19 protein-coding genes are annotated in these 20362 nt (G+C 67.6%); 9 read left to right on the top strand and 10 right to left on the bottom strand.

Annotation, left to right across the window (positions count from 1 at the left end; genetic code table 11):
• Position 1: 1 nt before the first annotated feature.
• From H2037_RS09590 to H2037_RS09575, 4 genes are all read left to right on the top strand, one after another.
• Positions 2 to 3127, top strand: coding sequence for an efflux RND transporter permease subunit (locus H2037_RS09590; protein ID WP_292120846.1), 3126 nt, complete (start codon positions 2 to 4; stop codon positions 3125 to 3127).
• Positions 3124 to 6312 (top strand): efflux RND transporter permease subunit, encoded by a 3189-nt coding sequence (locus tag H2037_RS09585; RefSeq protein WP_292120844.1) that lies wholly within the window; start codon positions 3124 to 3126, stop codon positions 6310 to 6312. The genes H2037_RS09590 and H2037_RS09585 overlap by 4 nt, the downstream gene beginning before the upstream one ends.
• A complete protein-coding gene (locus tag H2037_RS09580) occupies positions 6309 to 7703 on the top strand; it encodes an efflux transporter outer membrane subunit (RefSeq protein WP_292120841.1) in 1395 nt (464 codons plus the stop codon). Before H2037_RS09585 ends, H2037_RS09580 begins: the two co-directional genes overlap by 4 nt.
• 103 nt (positions 7704 to 7806) lie before the next feature.
• The gene (locus tag H2037_RS09575; protein WP_292120840.1) at positions 7807 to 8010 is read left to right on the top strand and encodes a hypothetical protein; all 204 of its coding nucleotides are present in this window, start codon (positions 7807 to 7809) and stop codon (positions 8008 to 8010) included.
• Between the two features lie 15 nt (positions 8011 to 8025).
• On the opposite strand, the gene H2037_RS09570 is transcribed toward H2037_RS09575, so the two are convergent.
• From H2037_RS09570 to H2037_RS09555, 4 genes are all read right to left on the bottom strand, one after another.
• Complete coding sequence (locus H2037_RS09570; protein WP_292120837.1) at positions 8026 to 8202, bottom strand: hypothetical protein; 177 nt, start codon at positions 8200 to 8202, stop codon at positions 8026 to 8028.
• A 48-nt stretch (positions 8203 to 8250) separates the two neighbouring features.
• The gene (locus H2037_RS09565; RefSeq protein ID WP_292120834.1) at positions 8251 to 8775 is read right to left on the bottom strand and encodes a GNAT family N-acetyltransferase; all 525 of its coding nucleotides are present in this window, start codon (positions 8773 to 8775) and stop codon (positions 8251 to 8253) included.
• Entirely contained in the window at positions 8772 to 10835 is a 2064-nt protein-coding gene (locus H2037_RS09560; protein ID WP_292120831.1) for a S46 family peptidase, read from the bottom strand. The genes H2037_RS09565 and H2037_RS09560 overlap by 4 nt, the downstream gene beginning before the upstream one ends.
• A gap of 190 nt (positions 10836 to 11025) precedes the next feature.
• The gene (locus tag H2037_RS09555) at positions 11026 to 13119 is read right to left on the bottom strand and encodes a S46 family peptidase (RefSeq protein ID WP_292120829.1); all 2094 of its coding nucleotides are present in this window, start codon (positions 13117 to 13119) and stop codon (positions 11026 to 11028) included.
• Between the two features lie 218 nt (positions 13120 to 13337).
• Here H2037_RS09555 and H2037_RS09550 point away from each other — a divergent pair, with 218 nt between their 5' ends.
• From H2037_RS09550 to H2037_RS09540, 3 genes are read left to right on the top strand one after another with little or no spacing between them, the layout of a single operon-like run.
• The gene (locus H2037_RS09550) at positions 13338 to 14510 is read left to right on the top strand and encodes an ABC transporter permease (RefSeq protein ID WP_292120827.1); all 1173 of its coding nucleotides are present in this window, start codon (positions 13338 to 13340) and stop codon (positions 14508 to 14510) included.
• Complete coding sequence (locus H2037_RS09545) at positions 14507 to 15262, top strand: ABC transporter ATP-binding protein (protein WP_292120826.1); 756 nt, start codon at positions 14507 to 14509, stop codon at positions 15260 to 15262. The genes H2037_RS09550 and H2037_RS09545 overlap by 4 nt, the downstream gene beginning before the upstream one ends.
• A gap of 34 nt (positions 15263 to 15296) precedes the next feature.
• On the top strand, positions 15297 to 16301 hold the full coding sequence (locus tag H2037_RS09540) for an HlyD family efflux transporter periplasmic adaptor subunit (protein WP_292120824.1): 1005 nt from the start codon (positions 15297 to 15299) through the stop codon (positions 16299 to 16301).
• Positions 16302 to 16310: 9 nt separating this feature from the next.
• Here H2037_RS09540 and H2037_RS09535 read toward each other — a convergent pair whose 3' ends face one another.
• Both H2037_RS09535 and H2037_RS09530 read right to left on the bottom strand, forming a co-directional pair.
• Positions 16311 to 17108 carry a crotonase/enoyl-CoA hydratase family protein gene (locus H2037_RS09535; RefSeq protein ID WP_292120821.1) on the bottom strand — a complete coding sequence of 266 codons (798 nt, stop codon included), beginning with the start codon at positions 17106 to 17108 and terminating at the stop codon, positions 16311 to 16313.
• Positions 17109 to 17224: 116 nt separating this feature from the next.
• Positions 17225 to 17377 (bottom strand): hypothetical protein, encoded by a 153-nt coding sequence (locus H2037_RS09530; RefSeq protein ID WP_292120818.1) that lies wholly within the window; start codon positions 17375 to 17377, stop codon positions 17225 to 17227.
• 212 nt (positions 17378 to 17589) lie between these two features.
• On the opposite strand from H2037_RS09530, the gene H2037_RS09525 reads away from it, so the two are divergent.
• Both H2037_RS09525 and H2037_RS09520 read left to right on the top strand, forming a co-directional pair.
• On the top strand, positions 17590 to 17751 hold the full coding sequence (locus H2037_RS09525) for a DUF1289 domain-containing protein (protein WP_292121061.1): 162 nt from the start codon (positions 17590 to 17592) through the stop codon (positions 17749 to 17751).
• A gap of 74 nt (positions 17752 to 17825) precedes the next feature.
• A complete protein-coding gene (locus H2037_RS09520) occupies positions 17826 to 18341 on the top strand; it encodes a TIGR02281 family clan AA aspartic protease (RefSeq protein WP_292120814.1) in 516 nt (171 codons plus the stop codon).
• Positions 18342 to 18362: 21 nt separating this feature from the next.
• Here the strand turns inward: H2037_RS09520 and pgsA are convergent, their stop codons facing one another.
• From pgsA to H2037_RS09500, 4 genes are read right to left on the bottom strand one after another with little or no spacing between them, the layout of a single operon-like run.
• Positions 18363 to 19010 (bottom strand): CDP-diacylglycerol--glycerol-3-phosphate 3-phosphatidyltransferase, encoded by a 648-nt coding sequence (gene pgsA, locus H2037_RS09515; RefSeq protein WP_292120812.1) that lies wholly within the window; start codon positions 19008 to 19010, stop codon positions 18363 to 18365.
• Positions 19007 to 19462, bottom strand: coding sequence for a PIN domain-containing protein (locus H2037_RS09510; RefSeq protein ID WP_292120809.1), 456 nt, complete (start codon positions 19460 to 19462; stop codon positions 19007 to 19009). Before H2037_RS09510 ends, pgsA begins: the two co-directional genes overlap by 4 nt.
• Positions 19459 to 19704: a type II toxin-antitoxin system prevent-host-death family antitoxin gene (locus H2037_RS09505; protein ID WP_292120806.1), complete on the bottom strand. Its 246-nt coding sequence runs from the start codon at positions 19702 to 19704 to the stop codon at positions 19459 to 19461. Before H2037_RS09505 ends, H2037_RS09510 begins: the two co-directional genes overlap by 4 nt.
• Positions 19705 to 19740: 36 nt before the next feature.
• Positions 19741 to 20355: a carbonic anhydrase gene (locus tag H2037_RS09500; RefSeq protein ID WP_292120805.1), complete on the bottom strand. Its 615-nt coding sequence runs from the start codon at positions 20353 to 20355 to the stop codon at positions 19741 to 19743.
• Between the last annotated feature and the right edge of the window lie 7 nt (positions 20356 to 20362).

The following is a 20362-nucleotide window of genomic DNA, read 5'->3' as shown; positions in this document are numbered from 1 at the left end:
GATGAATCCCTCCCGCCCGTTCATCCAGCGGCCGGTCGCCACCTCGCTGTTCATGCTGGCCATCGTGCTGGCGGGCCTGGTCGGCTTCCGCCTGCTGCCGCTCTCGGCCCTGCCCGAGGTCGACTACCCGACCATTCAGGTCCAGACCCTGTACCCGGGCGCCAGCCCGGAGGTGATGAGCCAGACCGTCACCGCGCCGCTGGAACAGCAACTCGGCGAAATGGCCGGGCTGGAGCGGATGAGCTCGATCAGCTCGGCCGGCGCCTCGGTCATCACCCTGCAGTTCGGCCTGTCCGAAACGCTGGACGTAGCCGAGCAGGAGGTCCAGGCGGCGATCAATGCGGCCGACGCCCTGCTGCCGGCCGACCTGCCGTCGCCGCCCGTCTATGCCAAGATCAACCCGGCCGATGCGCCGGTCCTGACCATCGCCGTCACCTCCGACAGCCTGCCGCTGACCGAGGTGCAGAACCTGGTCAATACGCGGCTGGCCCAGAAGATCAGCCAGACGTCCGGCGTGGGCCTGGTGTCGCTCAGCGGGGGGCAGAAGCCCGCCATCCGCATCCAGGCCGACGTCCAGCGCCTGGCCTCCTACGGCGTCACCCTGGAGGACATGCGAACCGCCATCGCGGCCTCCAACGCCAACAGCGCCAAGGGCAGTTTCGACGGGCCGACGCAGTCCTACACCATCAACGCCAACGACCAGCTGCTGACGGTCGAGGACTATCAGAACCTGATCGTCGACTATCGCGACGGCGCGCCGGTGCGGCTGAAGGACGTCGCCACGGTCGTGAACGGCGCCGAGAACTCCCGCCTCGCCGCCTGGGCCAACGAAAAGCCCGCCATCCTGTTGAGCGTCCAGCGCCAACCCGGCGCCAATGTCATCTCCACCGTCGACGCCATCAAGGCCCGCCTGCCCGAACTTCAGGCGCAACTGCCGGCCTCGCTGGAGATGACGGTCCTGACCGACCGTACGACCGGCATCCGCTCGTCGGTCCATCACGTCGAGATCGAGCTTCTGCTGGCCATCGTCGGCGTGGTTCTGGTGATCTTCCTGTTCGTCCACAGCCTGCGGGCCACCCTTATCGCCAGCCTGGCGGTGCCGATCTCGCTGATCGGGGCGTGCGGGGCCATGTATCTGCTCGGCTACAGCCTGAACAATCTCAGCCTGATGGCCCTGACCATCGCGACCGGCTTCGTCGTCGACGACGCCATCGTCATGATCGAGAACATCTCGCGCCATCTCGAGAAGGGCGAAAAGCCGCTGCAGGCGGCGCTGAAGGGCGCGCGCGAGATCGGCTTCACCATCATCTCCCTGACCATCTCGCTGGTCGCCGTGCTGATCCCGCTGCTGTTCATGGGCGACGTGGTCGGGCGGCTGTTCCGCGAGTTCGCCGTCACCCTGGCCATCACCATCCTGATCTCGGCCGTGGTCTCCCTGACCCTGACGCCCATGCTGTCGGCACGCTGGCTGAAGTCCCATCCCGAAGCCGAGGTGAAGGGCGTCGGCAGATATGCGCAGCGGGCTTTCGAAAAGGTCGAGGCCTGGTACGAGAAGGCCCTGGTCTGGGTGCTGGCGCGTCAGAAGGCGACGCTTCTGGTCGCCGTTGGCACCATGATCCTGACCGGGCTGTTGTACGTCGTCATCCCCAAGGGGCTGTTCCCGACCCAGGACACCGGCCAGCTGCTGGCGCGCGTCGAGGCGACCAGTTCGGTCTCCTTCGACCGGATGAGCGAACTGCAGCAGCAGGCGGCCAAGGTCATACTGGCCGATCCCGCCGTCGACTCCCTCAGCTCCACCGTCGGGGTCGACGGGTCGAGCACCTCGGCTCTGAACGTCGGCCAGATGACCATCAATCTGAAGTCGGATCACGGCTCGCAGCAGAAGGTCATGGAACGGCTGAAGACCGAGGTCGGCGCGATCGCGGGCCTGCGTCTGTTTGTCCAGCCGACCCAGGACCTGACGATCGACACCGAGACGGGCGCGACCCAGTACCGGCTGTCGGTCGAGGGCGCCGACACCCCGACGGTTAACGACTGGGCCGACAAGATCGCTAAGGCCATGGCCGAACAGCCCAAGCTGAGGAACATCTACAGCGCCTCCGAGGCGACGACCCCCGCGGCCCAGATCTCGATCGATCGCGACACCGCCGCCCGCCTGTCGATCACGGCGTCCCAGGTGGACGAGGCCCTCTACAGCGCCTTCGGCCAGCGGATCGTCTCGACCATCTTCACCGAGACCAACCAGTACCGCGTCATCCTGGAGGCGGCGCCCGGCATGCTGACCACGCCCCAATCCCTCGGGCAACTGAACCTCCAGGCCTCGGGCGGGGCGACGCCGCTGAGCGCCTTCGCCTCGATCACCGAGAAGGACGCCCCGACCCAGGTCACGCGGGTGGCCCAGTTCCCGGCCGCGACCATCGGTTTCGACGCCGCGCCGGGCGTGTCGCTGGGCGCCGCCGTCAGCCAGGTCCGCGCCGCCCTGAAGACTGCGGAGGTTCCCGCCAGCGTGACGACCTCCTTCCAGGGGGCGGCCGGATCTTTCGAGGGCTCGCTGTCCAATCAGATGTGGCTGATCCTGGCGGCGGTGGTCTGCGTCTACATCGTCCTGGGGGTGCTGTACGAAAGCTATGTCCACCCGCTGACCATTCTGTCGACCCTGCCGTCGGCGGGCGTCGGCGCCCTGTTCGCCCTGTTGATCACCGGCAACGACCTGGGCGTAATCGGCATCATCGGCCTGATCCTGCTGATCGGGATCGTGAAGAAGAACGCGATCATGATGATCGACTTCGCCATCGACGCCGAACGCAGCGAGGGCAAGTCGGCGCACGACGCCATCTTCCAGGCGGCGGTGCTGCGGTTCCGGCCGATCCTGATGACGACCATGGCGGCCCTGCTGTCGGCCGTGCCCCTGATGCTGGGCATGGGCGAGGGCGCGGAACTGCGCCGACCGCTGGGCATCGCCATCTTCGGCGGCCTGCTGGTCAGCCAGTTGCTGACGGTCTTCACCACCCCGGTCATCTATCTGGCCTTCGACCGGCTGGCCCCCGCCAGGCGCAGGACCGGCGCGGCGGGCGCGAATGAGGCGGACGGTCCGGCGGCGGACATCGAGCCGGAGCCGGTCCGTTGAACCTGTCGGAACCCTTCATCCGCCGGCCGATCGCGACGGTTCTGCTCAGCCTGGGCATCGCTCTGGCCGGGATCGGCGCCTTCTTCGTCCTGCCGATCTCGCCCCTGCCGCAGGTCGATTTCCCGACCATATCGGTCCAGGCCAGCCTGTCGGGCGCCAGTCCCGAGACCATGGCCTCCAGCGTCGCCACGCCGCTGGAACGCCGGCTGGGGGTGATCTCGGACGTCAACGAGATGACGTCGCAAAGTTCGACTGGCTCCACCCGGATCAATCTGCAGTTCAACCTGAACCGCGACATCGACGGCGCCGCGCGCGAGGTCCAGGCCGCCATCAACGCCGCCCGCGCCGACCTGCCGGCGACGCTGCGCAGCAATCCGACCTATTCCAAGGTCAATCCGTCCAGCGCCCCGGTCATCATCATGGCCCTGACCTCGGACACCAAGACGCCGGGCGAGATCTACGACGCCGTCTCAAACGTCGTCACCCAGCGCGTGGCCCAGGTGGACGGGGTGGGCGAGGTCGAGATCGGCGGCGGCTCGCTGCCGGCGGTGCGGGTGCGGGTCAATCCGTTCCAGCTGAACAACTACGGCATCAGCCTGGAAGACGTGCGCGCCTCGATCGAGGCCGCAAACGCCGACCGGCCCAAGGGAACGGTGGAAGGCGAGGGGCGGCGGTTCCAGATCTATACCGACGCGGCGGGCAAGACGGCCGCCGACTACGCCAGCCTCATCGTGGCCTGGCGCGACAACGCCGGCGTCCGCCTGTCCGACGTCGCCGAGGTCACCGACAGCGTGTCCGACACCCGCACCCTGGGCTTGTTCAACGGCAAGCCGGCCATCATCGTCCTGATCACGACCGAGCCGGGCGCCAACATCATCAACACGGTGGACGCCGTCCGCGCCGCGGTGCCCGAAATCCAGGCCCAGCTGCCCGGCGACATCAGCATCCAGGTCGCGTCGGATCGCACCAAATCCATCCGCGCCTCGCTGCACGAGATCGAGATCACGCTAGTGGTGTCGCTGATCCTGGTGGTGCTGGTGGTCTCGGTCTTCCTGCGCAGTGCGCGGGCGACCTTCATCCCGACGGTGGCGACGGTGGTGTCCCTGCTGGGGACGTTCGGCGTCATGTATCTGATGGGCTTCTCGCTGAACAACCTCAGCCTGATGGCCATCACCGTGGCGACCGGCTTCGTCGTCGATGACGCCATCGTCGTGCTGGAGAACACCCAGCGCCACATCGAGGCGGGGATGGAGCGGTTCAAGGCCGCCCTGCTGGGCGCGCGCGAGGTCGGGTTCACCGTCCTGTCGATCAGCGTCTCGCTGGTGGCGGTCTTCATTCCCCTGCTGTTCATGGGCGGCCAGAGCGGGCGGCTGTTCCGCGAGTTCGCCGTGACCCTGTCGGCGGCGGTGATGATCTCGCTGGTCATCTCCCTGACCCTGACGCCGATGATGTGCGCCTATCTGCTGAAGCCGCGCGAGGAAGGCCGCCGCGAGGGGCCGGTCGGGCGGTTGCTGGAAGCCGGCTTCACGAAAATCCAGAACGGCTATTCCTGGTGCCTGGACTGGGCGCTGCAGTCCAAGCCGATCGTCATGCTGTCGCTGGCGGCGGTGATCGGCCTGACCGCCTACCTCTATGTCGTCGTGCCCAAGGGCTATTTCCCCCAGCAGGACAATGGTCAGCTGATGGCCGGCGTGCGGGCGGATGAGAGCGTGTCCTTCCAGTCCATGTCCGCCAAGCTGAGGAAGGTGGTCGCCATCATCGACGCCGATCCGTCGGTCGATACGGTCGTCGGCTTCACCGGCGGCGCGCGGTCGGGCGGCGCCTTCATGTTCGTCAATCTGAAGCCGCTGGCCGAGCGCAGAGGCGAGAAGAGCGCCGCCGTCATCGCCCGGCTGCGGCCGCAACTGGAGAAGGTCGAGGGGATCAGCATCTTCCTCAACCCCGTCCAGGATCTGCGCATGGGCGGACGATCCTCGAACTCGACCTATCAGTACACGCTGATCAGCGATTCCAGCGACGATCTGCGCGAATGGGCCCAGAAGCTGGAGACCGAGATGAAGACCCGGCCCGAGCTGATCGACGTCGACAGCGACCTGGCCCAGAACGGGGTCGAGACCTATCTGACCATCGACCGCGACGTGGCCGCCCGCCTGGGCGTGACGCCCCGCGCCATCGATAACAGCCTCTACAACGCCTTCGGCCAGCGCCAGGTGGCGACCATCTACGAGGACATCAACCAGTATTCGGTCATCATGGAATGGATGCCCCAGTTCGCCCAGGGGCCGGAGGCCCTGGCCGACGTCCAGGTGCCCACCTCGTCATCGACCGACACGACCCAGACCAGCGTCACCAATCCGGCCCTGAACGATCCTTCGACAGGATCGGCCCTGGCGACCACGGCCACGCCGATGACCCCCCTGTCGGTGGTCGCCGACGTGCGCCAGGCGCCGACCGCGACCTCGGTCAACCACCAGAACGGCGAGTTGGCGACGACGGTGTCGTTCAATCTGGCCGACGGGGTCTCCCTGTCCCAGGGCCAGGCGGCGGTGACCGAGGCGGGGGAACAGATCGGCATGCCGATCAGCGTGCGCGGCAGTTTCGCCGGCCAGGCGGCCCAGGCCCAGCAACAGAACCAGGAGCAGCCGTTGCTGATCCTGGCGGCCCTGGTGGCCATCTATCTGGTGCTGGGCATCCTGTACGAGAGCACCATCCACCCGATCACCGTCCTGTCGACCCTGCCGGCGGCGGGGGTGGGGGCGGTGCTGGCCCTGATGCTGTTCGGGATGGAGTTCACCATCATCGCCCTGATCGGGGTCTTCCTGCTGCTGGGCATCGTCAAGAAGAACGCCATCCTGATCATCGACTTCGCCCTGGACGCCCAGCGCTCGCGCGGGCTGACGGCGGTCGAGGCGGTGCGCGAGGCCTCGCTGCTGCGGTTCCGGCCCATACTGATGACCACCCTGGCCGCCGGCCTGGGGGTCCTGCCCCTGGCCATCGGGTTCGGCGAGGGCGCCGAACTGCGCCAGCCGTTGGGAATCACCATCATCGGCGGGCTGATCGCCAGCCAGATCATGACCCTGATCACCACCCCGGTGGTCTATGTCTATCTCGACAAGCTGCGCAAGAAGACGGGCGACGAGCGCGCCCTGGCCCGCGGCATCGAAACGGAGTCTTCCCCCGCATGAGACCGTTCGCCCCCCTGCTGCTGACCAGTTTGCTGATGGCTTCAGCCTGCGCCGTCGGACCCGACTATGGGGTCCCGACCACCCCGGCCGTGACCGCCTTCAAGGCGCCGGTCGATGCGCCCGACGGATGGCGCGCGGCCCAGCCATCCGACGCCCTGGATCGTGGCGACTGGTGGACCCTGTTCGGCGACGAGACGCTGAACGCCCTGGCCGCCCGCGCCGAGACCGCCAACCAGACCATAGCCGCCGCCGAGGCCGCCTATCGTCAGGCCCGCGCCGCCACGCGCGAGACCCGCGCCGGCCTGTTTCCGTCGGTCAGCCTGGACGGATCGGGCGCGACCTCGGGCGGGGGATCGACCGCCGACAGCGACGCCTATCAGGTCGGCATAGGCGCGACCTGGGAGCCGGACTTCTGGGGCCGTATCCGCCGCTCGGTCGAGGCGAACGACGCCTCGGCCCAGGCCGGCGCGGCCGATCTGGCCAGCGCCCATCTGTCGATCCAGGGCGAGCTGGCCGCCAACTATCTGAACCTGCGCGAGGCCGACGCCGAAACCGCCCTGCTGGACCAGACCCTGGCCGGTTACGAACGCGCGCTGGAGATCACCCGCAACCGCTACGAAGCCGGCATCGCCCCGCGCACCGACGTGCTCCAGGCCGAAACGACCCTGGCCAATGCGCGGTCGGAGCGGATCGGGCTGGAGCGGACCCGCACGACCTACGAAAACGCCATCGCCGTCCTGGTGGGCGAGCCGGCCAGCAGCTTCACCCTGGCCGCCGCCGACTGGACCCCGACCGTGCCGGACGTGCCGGTCGGCCTGCCTTCGACCCTGCTGGAGCGCCGACCCGACATCGCCTCGGCCGAGCGCGCCGTCGCCGCAGCCAACGCCCAGATCGGGGTGCGGCAGGCGGCCTTCTTCCCCACCGTGTCCCTGACCGGCTCGTCCAGCCAGAACGCCTCCAGCCTGGGCGACCTGTTCGCCAGCTCCGCCAATGTCTGGTCGCTGGGCGCCAGCCTGGCCCAGACCCTGTTCGACGCCGGTGCGCGCGGCGCGGCGGTGGACCAGGCCCGCGCCGCCTATGACGCCTCGGTCGCCGCCTATCGCCAGACGGTGCTGACGGCCTTCCAGGACGTCGAGGATCAGCTGACCGCCGGCGACGTCCTGCGCCGCCAGTACGTCCAGCTGGAGACCGCCTCGCGCGCCGCCGACCAGACCGAGGCCATGATCCTGAACCAGTATCGGGCGGGCACGGTCGCCTATACCGACGTGGTCACGGCCCAGGCCACGGCCCTCAGCGCCCGCCGCGCCCTGCTGCAGGGTGCGGTGGACCGCCAGACGACGGCCGTGGCCCTGATCCAGGCCATCGGGGGCGGCTGGACCAGCGGGAACTGACTCGCGCCGGCCGGTCGTCCACAGGTCCCTGCGGATTCCATGTTCACCTAATGTTCCATTCGTGCTTCAACCCGATCCGGTCGGCGGCGCGATGGAGGATTGGATGAACGACGGAGTCCTGGCCCTGATGATGGCCGAACTGGATGCGGAACTGGCAAGGGCGGAGCCAGCCCTGCCGGAACATCCCGAACACACCCGCCAGATCGAGGTTCTGCGCGCCCTGACCCTGGGCCTGGGCAATTTCGAGCGGATGCGGGCGCACGACGTCCACCTGCTGGCGGCGCAGTTGTCGCCCCGCCGGGGTTGAGCAGCCTTGGGGCCTCTACGGAGCCTTCTTGAAGGTGTCGCCGACCTCGGCGGCGTCGGGCCCGTCCGGTCCGGCGCTGCGCCGCTCCTCGTGGCCGACCCTCTTCACATCGGCGTCGGAGGTCAGGGCGTCCGGCTTTCCCGCCGGCTCGGCGCCGTTCTTCTCCCGGCCTTCGGTCTGTTCACGATCCATGACGGTCTCCTTTTGGGAGGGAAAGCGCGGGGAGGTCAGGCGTTCCGATCAGGGTCGTGTTCCTTGGAGCCCCTTTTCCAGCACCACGAAATCCAGCTCCGGCCGAGGCGGGGCGACGGGGAAGGGGCGGGTCTCGCCGGTGCGGGCGTAGCCGCGGCGTTCGTACCAGGCGATCAGTTCGGTTCGGCGCTGGATGACGGTCATCTCCATGCGGCGGGCGCCGAAGCGAACGGCCGCCTCGGCCTCTGCGGCGGCGAGCAGGCGGCGGCCCAGGCCCGCAGCCTGGAGGCCGGGCTCGACCGTCAGCATCCCGAGATAGGTCAGGTCCTCGCCCGTGCGCGCGACCTGGACGCAGCCGACAAGGTCGTCGTCCCGATGGGCCAGCAGGACGACCCGGTCGGGATCGGCGATCAGGCCGGACAGTTCCTCGGCGCTGGTGCGGTCGTCGAACAGCAGGTCCGCCTCGTGCGTCCACCCGGCCTTGGCCGTGTCGCCGCGATAGGCGCGCTCGATCAGGGGATGAAGCGCGGCGACGTCGTCGGGCGTCGCCGGACGGAAGACGATCTCGCTCATCTGGAAACGCCCAGCTCCTCGACCAGATGGTCCATGCCATAGACGTCGCGCAGGGCGACGGTGACGGCCTGGGTGGTGACGATCACGCTGCGATTGACGGCGCGGTCGTAGCCGTAGGCGTTGCGCTGGCTCAGGACGGTGGAGTCGAAATTGGCCCCGATGATCTCGCCCCTGGCGTTGATCGCCGGCGAACCTGACGAGCCGCCGATGGTGTCGGTCGAGACGGCCATGTCCATCACCGCGTTCGGATCGATCCGGTCCCTGGCCGCCAGCAGTTTGGGCGCAACGGCGAAGGGCTCGGCGCCGGTGGCGCGGTCCCACAGGCCGGCGAAGGTGGTGAAGGCGGCGAACCGCTGGCCCGGAACGTCGGACCCTTCGACCTGGCCATAGGTCAGGCGCAGGGTGCCGGTGGCGTCGGGATAGACGGCGTCGCCATAGGCGGTGAAGCGGGCGGCGGCCAGCTGTTCTGAGGCGCGGTCGGTGGGGGCCTGGACCCGGGTCTCCCAGGCGTCGCGCACGGCGCGGGCGTCGGCGTCGATGGCCAGGGCGTAGCGGATCATCGGGTCGGTCGAGGCGCGGATCGCCGGCAGGCCGCCCTCCCACAGGGCCCGGCGCACGGCCGGATTGGCCAGGGTCGTGCCGGCCACGAGCCGGGCCGACAGGTCCTCGGGGCTTTCCTTGCCCAGCAGGGTGCGGACCTGGGCGTTGTCGACCGTCAGCCATTCACGGGTCTTTGACAGCCACCATTCCAGACGGATCTGCTCAAGCTCGGGATAGACGGGGCGTTCGGCGAACAGGCGGGATTCGACGCTGGACAGGCGGCTGTCGGCGAACTCGGGCAGGCGCTGATCCGAGGGCTTGGCCCGTTCCTGGGCGCCGCGCACCAGGGCGCGGGCATAGGCGAACAACTGCGAACCGCCCCCGGCCGAGGTGGTCCCCAGACCCGTACCGCCCTCCAGCAGAGCCATGGACGGATACAGTTCGCGGGCGATGGGTTGGACGGCGCTGAGGCTGGCCCACGGATCGGTCCCGCCGTCGGCGGCGCGGGCGCGGAAGTCGGCTTCCTGGGCGGCCTTGGTCGCCATGAAGGTCGGATCGATCAGGGCGGCCATCCGGCCGCGTCCGCGCTTGTAGGTGTTCTCAAGGCCGACGATGGGGTCCATGGCGATGAAGGCCTGGTCCTCGCCCTCTTCGGAATAGCGGATCAGGCGGCCGCGCAGCTCGGACGCGATCAACTGATCCAGCGGAAGGACCACGTCGCGGATGGTGGTCAGCTGGTCCATCGTCAGCAGCCGCTGGGTCGAGCCGGGGTTGCCGGAGACGAAGACGGCCTCGCCTTCGGTCGGCTTGTTCGGGTTCCAGGCGAAATGGGTCGGGGTCTCGACCGGCTTGCCGTCCTCGTACAGGCGGATGAAGGCGGCATCGATGGCGAAGCGCGGGAAGGAGAAATTGTCCAGGTCGCCGCCGAAGGTGGCGGCGCGGTCTTCCGGCGCCCAGGCCAGGCGGATGTCGGAATATTTGCGGAATTTGTAGAGCTTGAACTGGCCGCCCCGGTACAAGCTGACGACCTGGCAGCGGATCTTGGGGTCGTTACCGCAGGCTTCGGTTTCGATCCGCCCCGCCTCGGCGTCGCGCGCCTGGGTGAAGGCCTGGCCCTCCAGACCGGCCCCGGCCTGGTGCATCCGCTCGGTCACGTCGGTGATGTCGGTCAGGATCTCGGCCGTGGCGCCGGGGCATTTCAGCTCTTCCTCGCGCGATTTCGGCGTGAAGCCGGTCTCGGCGTAATTGACCTGGGGCGTGGACAGGTTGGCGACGCAGGTGGCGACGCAGTGGTTGTTGGTCATCACCAGGCCCTGGCCCGAAACCACCCCGGCCGAACAGCCGCCGAACTTCACCGACGACAGTCGCACCCGATCCAGAAACGCCTGGTCGATGTCGGTCCCCAGGCCCGCGTTGGCGCGGGCGACAGGGAAGTTGTCGAAGGTCCACATGCCCTCTTCAGCCCTGGCCGAGGAGGCGAAGGCGAGAACGGCGGCGGAGGCGAAAAGGGCGAGACGCATGGGGATGTCCTAGAAATCTCCTCCCCATCGCGGAGCGATGGGGAGGTGGCGCGGCGCTTCTTCAGCGCCGTGACGGAGGGGCTCTGCGATACATGACAGGCGCCGGTGCGGTGGTGAAGAGCCCCTCCACCCCCGGCTTCGTCGGCGGTCCCCCTCCCCATCCAAGAGATGGGGAGGAGACGTGCGTCTTTTACCGCCGCACGCCCAGTTCGCGCAGCAGGCGCGGCTGGTTGTAGACGTTGCGGAGGGCCTCGGTGATGGCGGCGGTCGAGACCGTGACGGTGCGGTTCAGTTCGCCGTCGTAGCCGAAGCTGCCGCCCAGCGAGTGGATGTTGCCGTCGAAGGCCGCGCCGATGACTTCACCCTTGGCGTTGATGACGGGCGAGCCCGAGTTGCCGCCGATGATGTCGTTGGTCGAGACGAAGTCATAGACGGTCGATTTGTCGACCTTGCCCTCGGCCGCCATCCAGTCCTCGGCCGCGTTGAACGGCTCGGCGCCGGTGTTGCGTTCGTACAGGCCGCCGATCTGGGTGAAGGGCTCCACCGTCACGCCGCGATAGGTCCAGCCCTTCACCTGACCATAGGACAGACGCAGGCTGAAGGTCGCGTCGGGGTACAGGTTGTCGCCATAGACGGCGAACCGGGCCTGGGCGATCTTTTCGCCGGCGCGGCTGGTCGGGCCGGACACGGCCGATTCCCACTGGGTGCGGACGGCCTGGGCCGCGTCGTCGTTGGCCAGGACGAACTGGATCAGCGGATCGCCCGAGGCGGCCAGCTGTTCCGGCGTCATGGCCAGGGCCTGGGCGCGGAAGGCGGGGTCCGCCAACCGGGTGCCGTCGACCAGGCGTTCGGCGATCTGTTCGGGACTTTCCTTGCCCAGCAGCGCCTTCACGTTCGCATTGTCGACGGTCAGATATTCGCGGGTCTTGGACAGCCAGAAGTCGATGAAGATCTTCTCCAGATCGGTCGAGATCGGCGTCTCGGTCGTCAGGCGGCGTTCCAGGGCGGCGATGTCGGCGTCCGAATAGCCGGCGCGGCGTTCGGCGACCGGCTTGGCCCGTTCCTTGGAGGCGCGGACGACGGACTTGGCGTAGCTGTAGAGCGACGAACGCTGGCCGGCGGCCGACTCGAGCTGGCGATAGGGCATGTAGAGGTCGCGCTGGGCGGCCGCGACCCGCTCAAGCTCGCTCCAGGGATCGCCGATGCGCTGGGCCAGAGCCGGGTCGGCGGCGACGCGCTGACGCAGTTCGTCTTCCTCGGAGCGCTTGGTCGCCATGAAGGCCGGGTCGGTCAGGGCGCCCTGCTGGCCGTAATAGACCTTGAAGCCGTTCTCCAGGCCGAACAGGGGATCGACGGTGACGCGCTTGGCCTCTTCGCCGGTGGTCGAATACTCCAGCAGACGGCCGCGCAGTTCCGAGGTCTGGATCAGGGTCAGGGGCAGTTGCTGATCGCGCAGGGCCTCCAGCTGGGCCATGGTCAGCAGCCGCGAGGTCGAGCCGGGGTTGCCGGCGACGAAGGTGACGTCGCCTTCCTTGGGCGCATTCGGGTTCCACTTCAGATGGTTCGGCGTGGCGACCGGCTTGCCGTCCTCGTAGATGCGCAGGAAACCGGCATCCAGGGCGTAGCGCGGGAAGTTGAAATTGTCCGGATCCCCGCCGAAGAAGGCCGCCTGGAACTCAGGCGCGAAGACCAGGCGCACGTCCTCGTACTTGCGGAACTTGTACAGCTTGTACTGGCCGCCGCGGTACAGGCTGATGACCTGGCAGGTCAGCTTGCGGTCGTCGCCGCAGACTTCCTTCTGGATCTTGTCGATCTCGGCGGCGCGGGCCTGCACGAAGGCGGCGCCTTCAAGACCAGCGCCGGCGCCGACGACGCGGTCGGTCACATCGGTGATGTCGGTCAGGATCTCGGCCGTCTGGCCGGGGCATTTCTTCTCTTCCTCGCGGGTGGCGGGCATCCAGCCATTCTTGACGTAGTCGTTCTCGGCGGTGGAAAGATCCTGCACGCAGCTGACGATGCAGTGGTGATTGGTCAGGATCAGGCCCTCGCCCGAGACCAGCGAGGCCGAACAGCCCCGCAGTCGGACGGCGGCGTTGCGGACGCGGTCCAGCCAGGCCTGGTCGATGTTCGTGTCGTATTTCTCGTTCACCGTGGCGATGGGGAAGTTGTCGAAGGTCCACATGCCCTCGTCGGCGCGGGCCGGGCTCGCGGGGGCGGACAGGACGACCGTCGCCGCGCCCAGGGCGGCGAGCGAGGCGGTGAGACGAAGGGACGGCAACGACATTCAGGACTTCTCCAGAGCGCGGAACAAATGTGTTCCGCCTGTTATTTTGTGACTAGCGCCGTTTTTAGCGCGTCGCCAAGAGGGGAGACCCGGCCTTAATCTCCTGATTTCACCGACGCAATAATTGGGGGCAGGCGCCCAGTCTTACCCCGATTTAACTTGGCGGTGAGGCCGTGCGCGCTCAGATAGGCAGACGTATCGGGGGTTTATCGGCAATCATGTCGCTTGCGCTATCTACGCTGCTGTTCGAGTGGCGCCGCTATATGGCGGCGGTCATGGCCCTGGCCCTGTCGGGTCTGCTGGTCCTGGCGATGACCGGTGTCTTCATCGGCATCGGCAAGGGGTTCACCGCGACCATCGAACGGTCGGGCGCCGACATCTTCATCATGCAGCCCGGCGCCAAGAGCCTGATCGGCGGGCCGTCTGGCGTGCCGCGCCGCTTCATCCCTCTGGCCTACAACCATCCGGAAGTGATCGAGGTCATGCCCCTGGACGGCGCCGGCGGCACCTTCCAGAACATCAAGAACGTCGATCCGACCAAGAGCCAGGCCGACAGCGCCAGCCAGGGCGCACCGCGTCAGAAATTCGTCCAGGCCAGCATCATCGACACCCGTCCGGGTTCCGTGACGATCCCGACCGACTATTCCCAGGAACTGGTCGACGCCCTGCGGCAACCCTATACCGTGGCGGTGGACGAGACGGCCCTGTCCACTCTGGGCGTCAAACTGGGCGACAAGGCCCTGTACAACGGCCAGACGGTCACCATCGTCGGCGTGACGCGCGGCTATCCAAACATGATGCAGCCCGGCGTGGTCATGTCGCGCGACACCCTACGGATGCTGGGTCAGGCGGACACCGGTCCGCGCGTCGGTCCGTTGATGGTCAAGCTGCGCGATCCCACCCGCGCGCCCATCGTCGTCGCCCAGCTCAACGCCATGGGCGCCGGCCAGTGGAAGGCCTGGACCAAGGGACAGCTGGCCGAGGCCAATGCGGGCGCCATGTTTGAGGAAGGCATTCTGGTCATCATCATCGGCGGCTGCGTCGTGCTGGGGATCATCATCGGCGTGGCCATCACCTGGCAGACGCTGCGCGGCGCCATCATGGCCAATATCAAGGAGTTCGCCTCGCTGCGGGCTTTGGGCGTAGGCATGGGATCGCTGCGGCGGATCGTGGTCGAGCTCAGCTTCTGGGTCGGGGTGGTGGGCGTGTTCGCCGCGATCTTCCTGACCTGGCTGGTGTCTTTGCTGGCCATGATGGGGGCGGTGATCATCGCCCTGCCGTTGTCGCTGCTGATTGTCGTCGGGATCGGCCTGATCCTGATCTCCATGGTGTCCGGCCTGCTGTCCCTGGGCATTCTGAAGAACAGCCAACCGGCGGACCTGCTGCGATGAACATTCATACGAAAGTCCACGGCAAGCACGGCGATTTCGCCATTGAGGCCAAGGGGCTGGTCAAGCGGTTCAAGTCCGGCAAGGCCTGGGTCGAGGTGCTGAAGGGCGTCGATTTCGATGCGAAACACGGCGACCTGACCATGGTCATGGGGCCGTCGGGTTCGGGCAAGTCGACGCTGATCGCGGCCCTGTCCGGCCTGCTGCGGCCGGAAGAGGGCCGGGTGGACGTCCTGGACGTCGACGACCTGTGGAAATTCTCCTCGGGCCGGATCGACAAGTTCCGCCTCGATAATTGCGGCTTCATCTTCCAGGGCTTCAACCTGTTCCCCGCCCTGACGGCGTTGCAGCAGGTCGAGACCGTGCTGAAGTTCCAGGGTTTGACCTCGGGCCAGGCGAAGAAGCGCGCCATCACGGCTCTGGAAGAGGTCGGCCTGGGCCCTCGCCTGCACCAGCGGCCCGCAGCCCTGTCGGGCGGCGAGAAACAGCGGGTCGCCATCGCCCGCGCCCTGGCCAAGGATCCCAAGATCCTGTTCGCCGACGAACCGACCTCGGCCCTGGACGGCGAGAACGGCCAGGTGGTGATCAGGCTGCTGCGTCGCGCCGCGACCGAACACGGCGCCGCCGTGATCTGCGTGACCCACGATCCCCGGCTCGAGGCCTGGGCCGACCGCGTCATCCATATCGAGGACGGCAAGATCCTGGACGATCAGCGCCGCATACCCGATCCGAACGCCATCCTGGCGTCCCACTGAACAACAAGACCAAATCCCTTAGGACGATACGCCCATGCCCGGCTTTCTGAAGAAAAAACGCACCTGGTTCGGTCTGCTGCTGGTCATCGTGCTGGTGGTCGGCTTCATGATGTTCCAGTCCGCCGCCAAGACCAAGAAGGCCGAACAGGAGAAGGCCGTCGCCACGAAGGTCGAGAGCCCCTATGCGGCCATCGCCAACGGCAAGGTCGATGTGGAGGGCGGCATCATACAGATCGCGGCCCGTCGCGGCGGCATCGTGCGCGAGGTCCTGGTGCAGGAGGGCGACACCGTCGTCGCCGGCCAGATCCTGGCCCGTCAGGAAGACGACGAGGCGCGTCTGGCCGTCCAGAGCGCCCAGGCCGCCGTGGCCCAGGCCGAGAGCCAGCTGGCCCAGATCCGCGTCGATATCCGCACCGCCCAGCGCGAGCGGGACCGTCTGCAGCGGCTGGTCGCCACCAACTTCGCCGCCGCCCAGCGCATGGATCAGGCCCAGGACGCCGTCGCCACCGCCCAGGCGCGCCTCGGTTCGCAGACCGCCGCCGTTCAGACCGCGCGCGCCCAGCTGGACCAGGCCCGCTACGATCAGGAACTGACCATCATCCGCGCGCCCAGCGCAGGTCGGATCGTGCGCCGCTACGCCAATCCCGGCGCCGGCGCCTCGACCCTGAACGTCTCCACCATGTTCGACCTCGAGCCAGACGCGCCGCGCATCGTGCGCGCCGAGGTGGTCGAGAGCGACCTGCCCAATCTGCGCGACGGACAGGCGGTCGAGATCACGCCCGAGGGCGACACCTCCAAGGTCTATATCGGCGCGGTGATGCGTCGGGCGGCCGTGTTCGGCGCCCGCAAGCTGGCCTCGGACGATCCCTCGCAGCGTACCGACGAACGGGTGGTCGAGGTTGTGGCCTCGGCCGGCGACGCGCCGCTGCTGATCGGCCAGCGCGTCCTGGTCAAGTTCATGAAGCCGGGCGAGACCGCCGGAGCCAAGCGCGCGGTCACGACCGGCGTTGGCCCGAACCAGGCGATGCGTTCCCAGTAAGACGCGGGATCAGCGGCCGGTGAATTCCGCCGGCCGCTTTTCCAGAACGGCGTCGACGCCTTCCAGATGGTCGTCGGTCAGGTGGGCCAGGGCCTGCATTGCGGCGGACAGTTCCAGGATCTGTTCGAAGGTCTGGTCGCGGCCCTGGCGCATCAGGGTCTTGGCCATCCGCAGCGCCTGGGCCGGCTGGGCGGCGATCTGGCCGGCGGTGATTAGGGCCTCTTCCATCAGCCGGTCGTGAGGCGCGACGCGGTTGACCAGGCCCCAGCGCTCGGCCGTTTCGGCGTCGATGCTGCGGCCGGTGAACAGCATTTCGGCCGCGCGGGCGTAGCCGACGTCGCGCGGCAGTCGCCAGGCGCCGCCGTCGCCGGGGATGATGCCCAGCTTCAGGAAGGGCACGCCGAAACTGGCGCGCTCGGAGGCGATGCGGATGTCGGCGGTGGCGGCGATGCCGCAGCCCAGTCCCATGGCCGGACCGTTGACGGCCGAGATCAGCGGGACTTCCAGATCATAGAGCGAGCGGACGATCCGGTGGACGACGCGGCGGTAGCGCGTCCGGATATCGGCGCCGGACCCCTCGAACAGGTCGCGCCGGTCGCGCATCGCCGTCAGGTCGCCGCCGGCGGAGAAGGCGCGGCCGGCGCCGGTCAGGACCACACACTTGATCGAGGCGTCCCCATTGGCGCGGGCGCAGGCGGCGGCGAACTCGTCGCCGTCCTCAAGGTCGGGCAGGGCGTTCAGCCGCGCCTCGCGGTCGAGCGTCCAGATCAGGATCGCGCCCTGTCTTGTCTCGGCGATCAGGCTCATCGGTCGTCTCCTCGATTTCGTCCCCTCATCGGCCGCAGACGCCGCGTCAGGCAAGTCCGGAATTGAAAAAGCCCCGGGGCGGGCCGGGGCTTTCCAACATCAGGCTTTCGAGGCCGTCAGCGCTTCTTGGGCGTATAGGGTACGAAGTTGGACGGATGACTGACTGTCCGTCCCGAGTTAGACGGCATATGCCGACTATTGACCAGCATCCCGCCCCACAGGGCAAAGGACATCATGGCGTGTTGGAGGTTACGCTCCTTATCGTTCATCTTGGCGTCTCCTTTCGCAGAACGATGAAAAGAGACGCGTCGTACCTAGGAATCTCACCATCAGTCGTTTCGCGTCAGAGACCAAGATAGCGATCTTTGGTGAAATTGCAAATTTATCCCTCCGATAACGGAATATATTTTTTGGTAATGTCACATTGAGCGATCCAGTGCGTCCCGCCGGCCCGCCCAAGGCGATCGCCACGCCCTGCGTGATGGTCTGCGCCGTCGACGGGGACAGCGGCCTGTGTCTGGGCTGTTTCCGGACCTTGAAGGAGATCGCCGGCTGGCGCGCGCTGAGCGACGCCGAACGGGCTGCGGTGATGGCTGAACTGCCGTCGCGCCGCGACCGGATCGACCCGGCCAAACTGGGCTAGGGCCGGTCGGACTTAAGGTTTCGTCAGCCAAGTCGTTTCACCGCATTCCAACCTTGCCTGGATATGCAGGGGTCATGATCCGCATCGACCTTCAGTCCGCAGCCGTGCTCAGCGTCGCCCTGGCGGCGTCCTTCGCTACGGCCCTGACGATCCGTCACCTGGACGGCGGTCAGACCGCCCTGGCGGCGACCGCCGACAGCGTCGTCGCCGCACCCGCGTCGGGCGTCGCGACCCAGGTGGTCAAGGGACCGGACGGTCACTACTGGGCGCAGGCGAAGATCGACGGTCGCGCGGTCCAGGTTCTCGTCGACACCGGCGCCAGCGTGGTGGCGCTGACCCGGGCGGACGCCCGGCGTTTGGGCGTCGATCCGGCGCCGGAAGCCTTCACCGGCAAGGTCCAGACCGCTTCGGGCGTGGTTCGCGCCGCGCCGGTCGAACTGAAGACCATCTCGGTCGCGGGCGTGCGGGTCGACAAGGTCGAGGCCCTGGTGGTCGAGGAAGGCCTGGCCTATTCGCTACTGGGCATGAGCTATCTGGGCCGGCTGTCGGCCTTCGAGGCGACCCCTACCGGGCTGACCCTCAGGCCCTAAGGCTTAGCCCTTGAGCGTGGTTCAAAGATCCTGCATCTGACGGCGCGCCTCGCGGAAATACTGCCAGCCGGTCCACAGGGTGATGACGGCGGCGAACCAGATTAGGAAGACGGCGAAGGATTCGAACGCCGCTTGCCAGTCCAGCGGCGAGCCGTCCGGATTCTGCAGCCCGAAGGCGCTCCACAACAGGGTCAGCTGAAGCGCGGCGAGGGCCACCATCTGCACGGTGGTCTTCCATTTGGCGGCCAGGGTCACCGGCAGTTCGATCCGGCCGGCCATGGTCTCGCGCAGAGCCGAGACCGCGAACTCACGGAACAGGATCAGGCCGCAGGGCAGGGCGATGCCCGGCAGGGAGCCGGAGGCCAGCACACCCAGAATGGCCCCGGTGATCAGCACCTTGTCGGCGATCGGGTCCAGGATGGCGCCCCAGCGGGTGGTCGAGTTCCAGCGCCGGGCCAGAAAGCCGTCGACCCAGTCGGTCGAGGCGGCGATGACGAAGATCCAGAAGGCCCAGACTCCGAACTTCAGCTGAACTTCCGGCGACAGCCAGGCGTCCAGCGCCCCCGGCGCCGCTCCGGCCATCATGGCGAACATCACCACCCCGGCGAACAGGCGGATGCCGGTCAGGATGTTCGGAATGGGATTGGCGCGATGCGTGGACGCGGTCATGACGGGATCTCCAACAGGGACGCGAGCAGGGGGTGGAGCGTCTCCGCGAACGGATTGGCGACCGTGACGCCTCGATAGACGAAGCCGTCCTGCATGTCTTCGGAAAGCAGCAGGCCGCAACCGGCCTCGGCGGCGACGGTCAGGATCAGGGCGTCCCAGATCTGCAGATTGAAGAAGGCCGCCGCCTCCAGGGCGGCGGCCATGGTCGCGGCCGAGGCGGCGGTCAATCCGATGCCCGCGCTCCAGTCCAGAACGATCTTTCGGGCGACCTTCGGCGGGTGGCCGCCCTTGCGCGTCAGTATGTTGTAGAATTCGCCGGCGACCTGTGTCGGAATGACGAGGTTCTGGTTGGCCAGTGTCTTCAGCACCCACACGGCGCGCTGACGTTTGGGTTCGTCATCACCGATGCCGGCGGCGTAGCCGAGGACATTGGTGTCGAGCGCCAGTTTCAAGCGTAGCCGTCTTCGCGGGTTATGCGGCCGGGCGCGCAGGCGGGCAGGGCGGCGAGATCATCCAGCAGGCCATGAAGCCGGGCGACACGGGCATCATCCTGTTGTCCGCCGGTCGTCGCGGGCGCGATACGCACCAACGGCTTGCCACGTGCGGTGACGATGTAAGACTCGCCCGCTGCGACCTCGCGGAAGATGCGCGAGAACTCGCGATTGGCCTCGGTGGCGGTGATCGTCCGTTCCATGGCGCAATAGTAGTGTTTTTCACTACTATATACAAGTCACCCCAAGGGTTCGAACCTGGGCTTGTTCGTCAGCGCCCGCAGGACGCCGTCGGCTATGCCGAAATGCAGGCCGGTCAGGGTCAGTTCCCCGGCGGCTTCGCGTTCGGCGATCCAGGGGAAACTGCGCAGGTTCTCGATCGACAGGCGGACCACGGCCTCCTCGGCGGCGCGTTCGACTTGATCCTCTGAGACCGCTTCGGCGACACGGCGCACGACGGCGGTGCCCTGGGCGACCCAGGGGGCGACGAAGTCGCGGCAGTTGTCAGGCGCACCGTTCAGCATGGCGTTGACCCCGCCGCAGTGAGCGTGGCCCATCACCACGATCCGGCGGACGTTCAGGACCTTGACCCCGAACTCCAGCGCCGCCGAAACCCCGTGCAACTGGCCGTCGGGCTCGTACGGCGGGACCAGATTGGCGACGTTCCTGACTACGAACAACTGGCCCGGCGCGGCGTCGAAGATCAGGGCCGGGTCGGCGCGGCTGTCGGAACAGGCCACGATCAGGGTGTGAGGCTTCTGACCCTGAGCCAAGGCCTCGTACTCGGCGCGGGCGGCCGGCCAGTGGTCGGTGCGGAAGCGGCGATAGCCGGCGGTCAGTTCGTCTTCGGTCATGGCGATC

The organism is Brevundimonas sp., from assembly GCF_013912065.1.
Lineage (GTDB): Bacteria > Pseudomonadota > Alphaproteobacteria > Caulobacterales > Caulobacteraceae > Brevundimonas.
The sequence above is the reverse complement of the archived record's forward strand: the minus strand, read 5'-3'. Positions and strand labels throughout refer to the sequence as shown.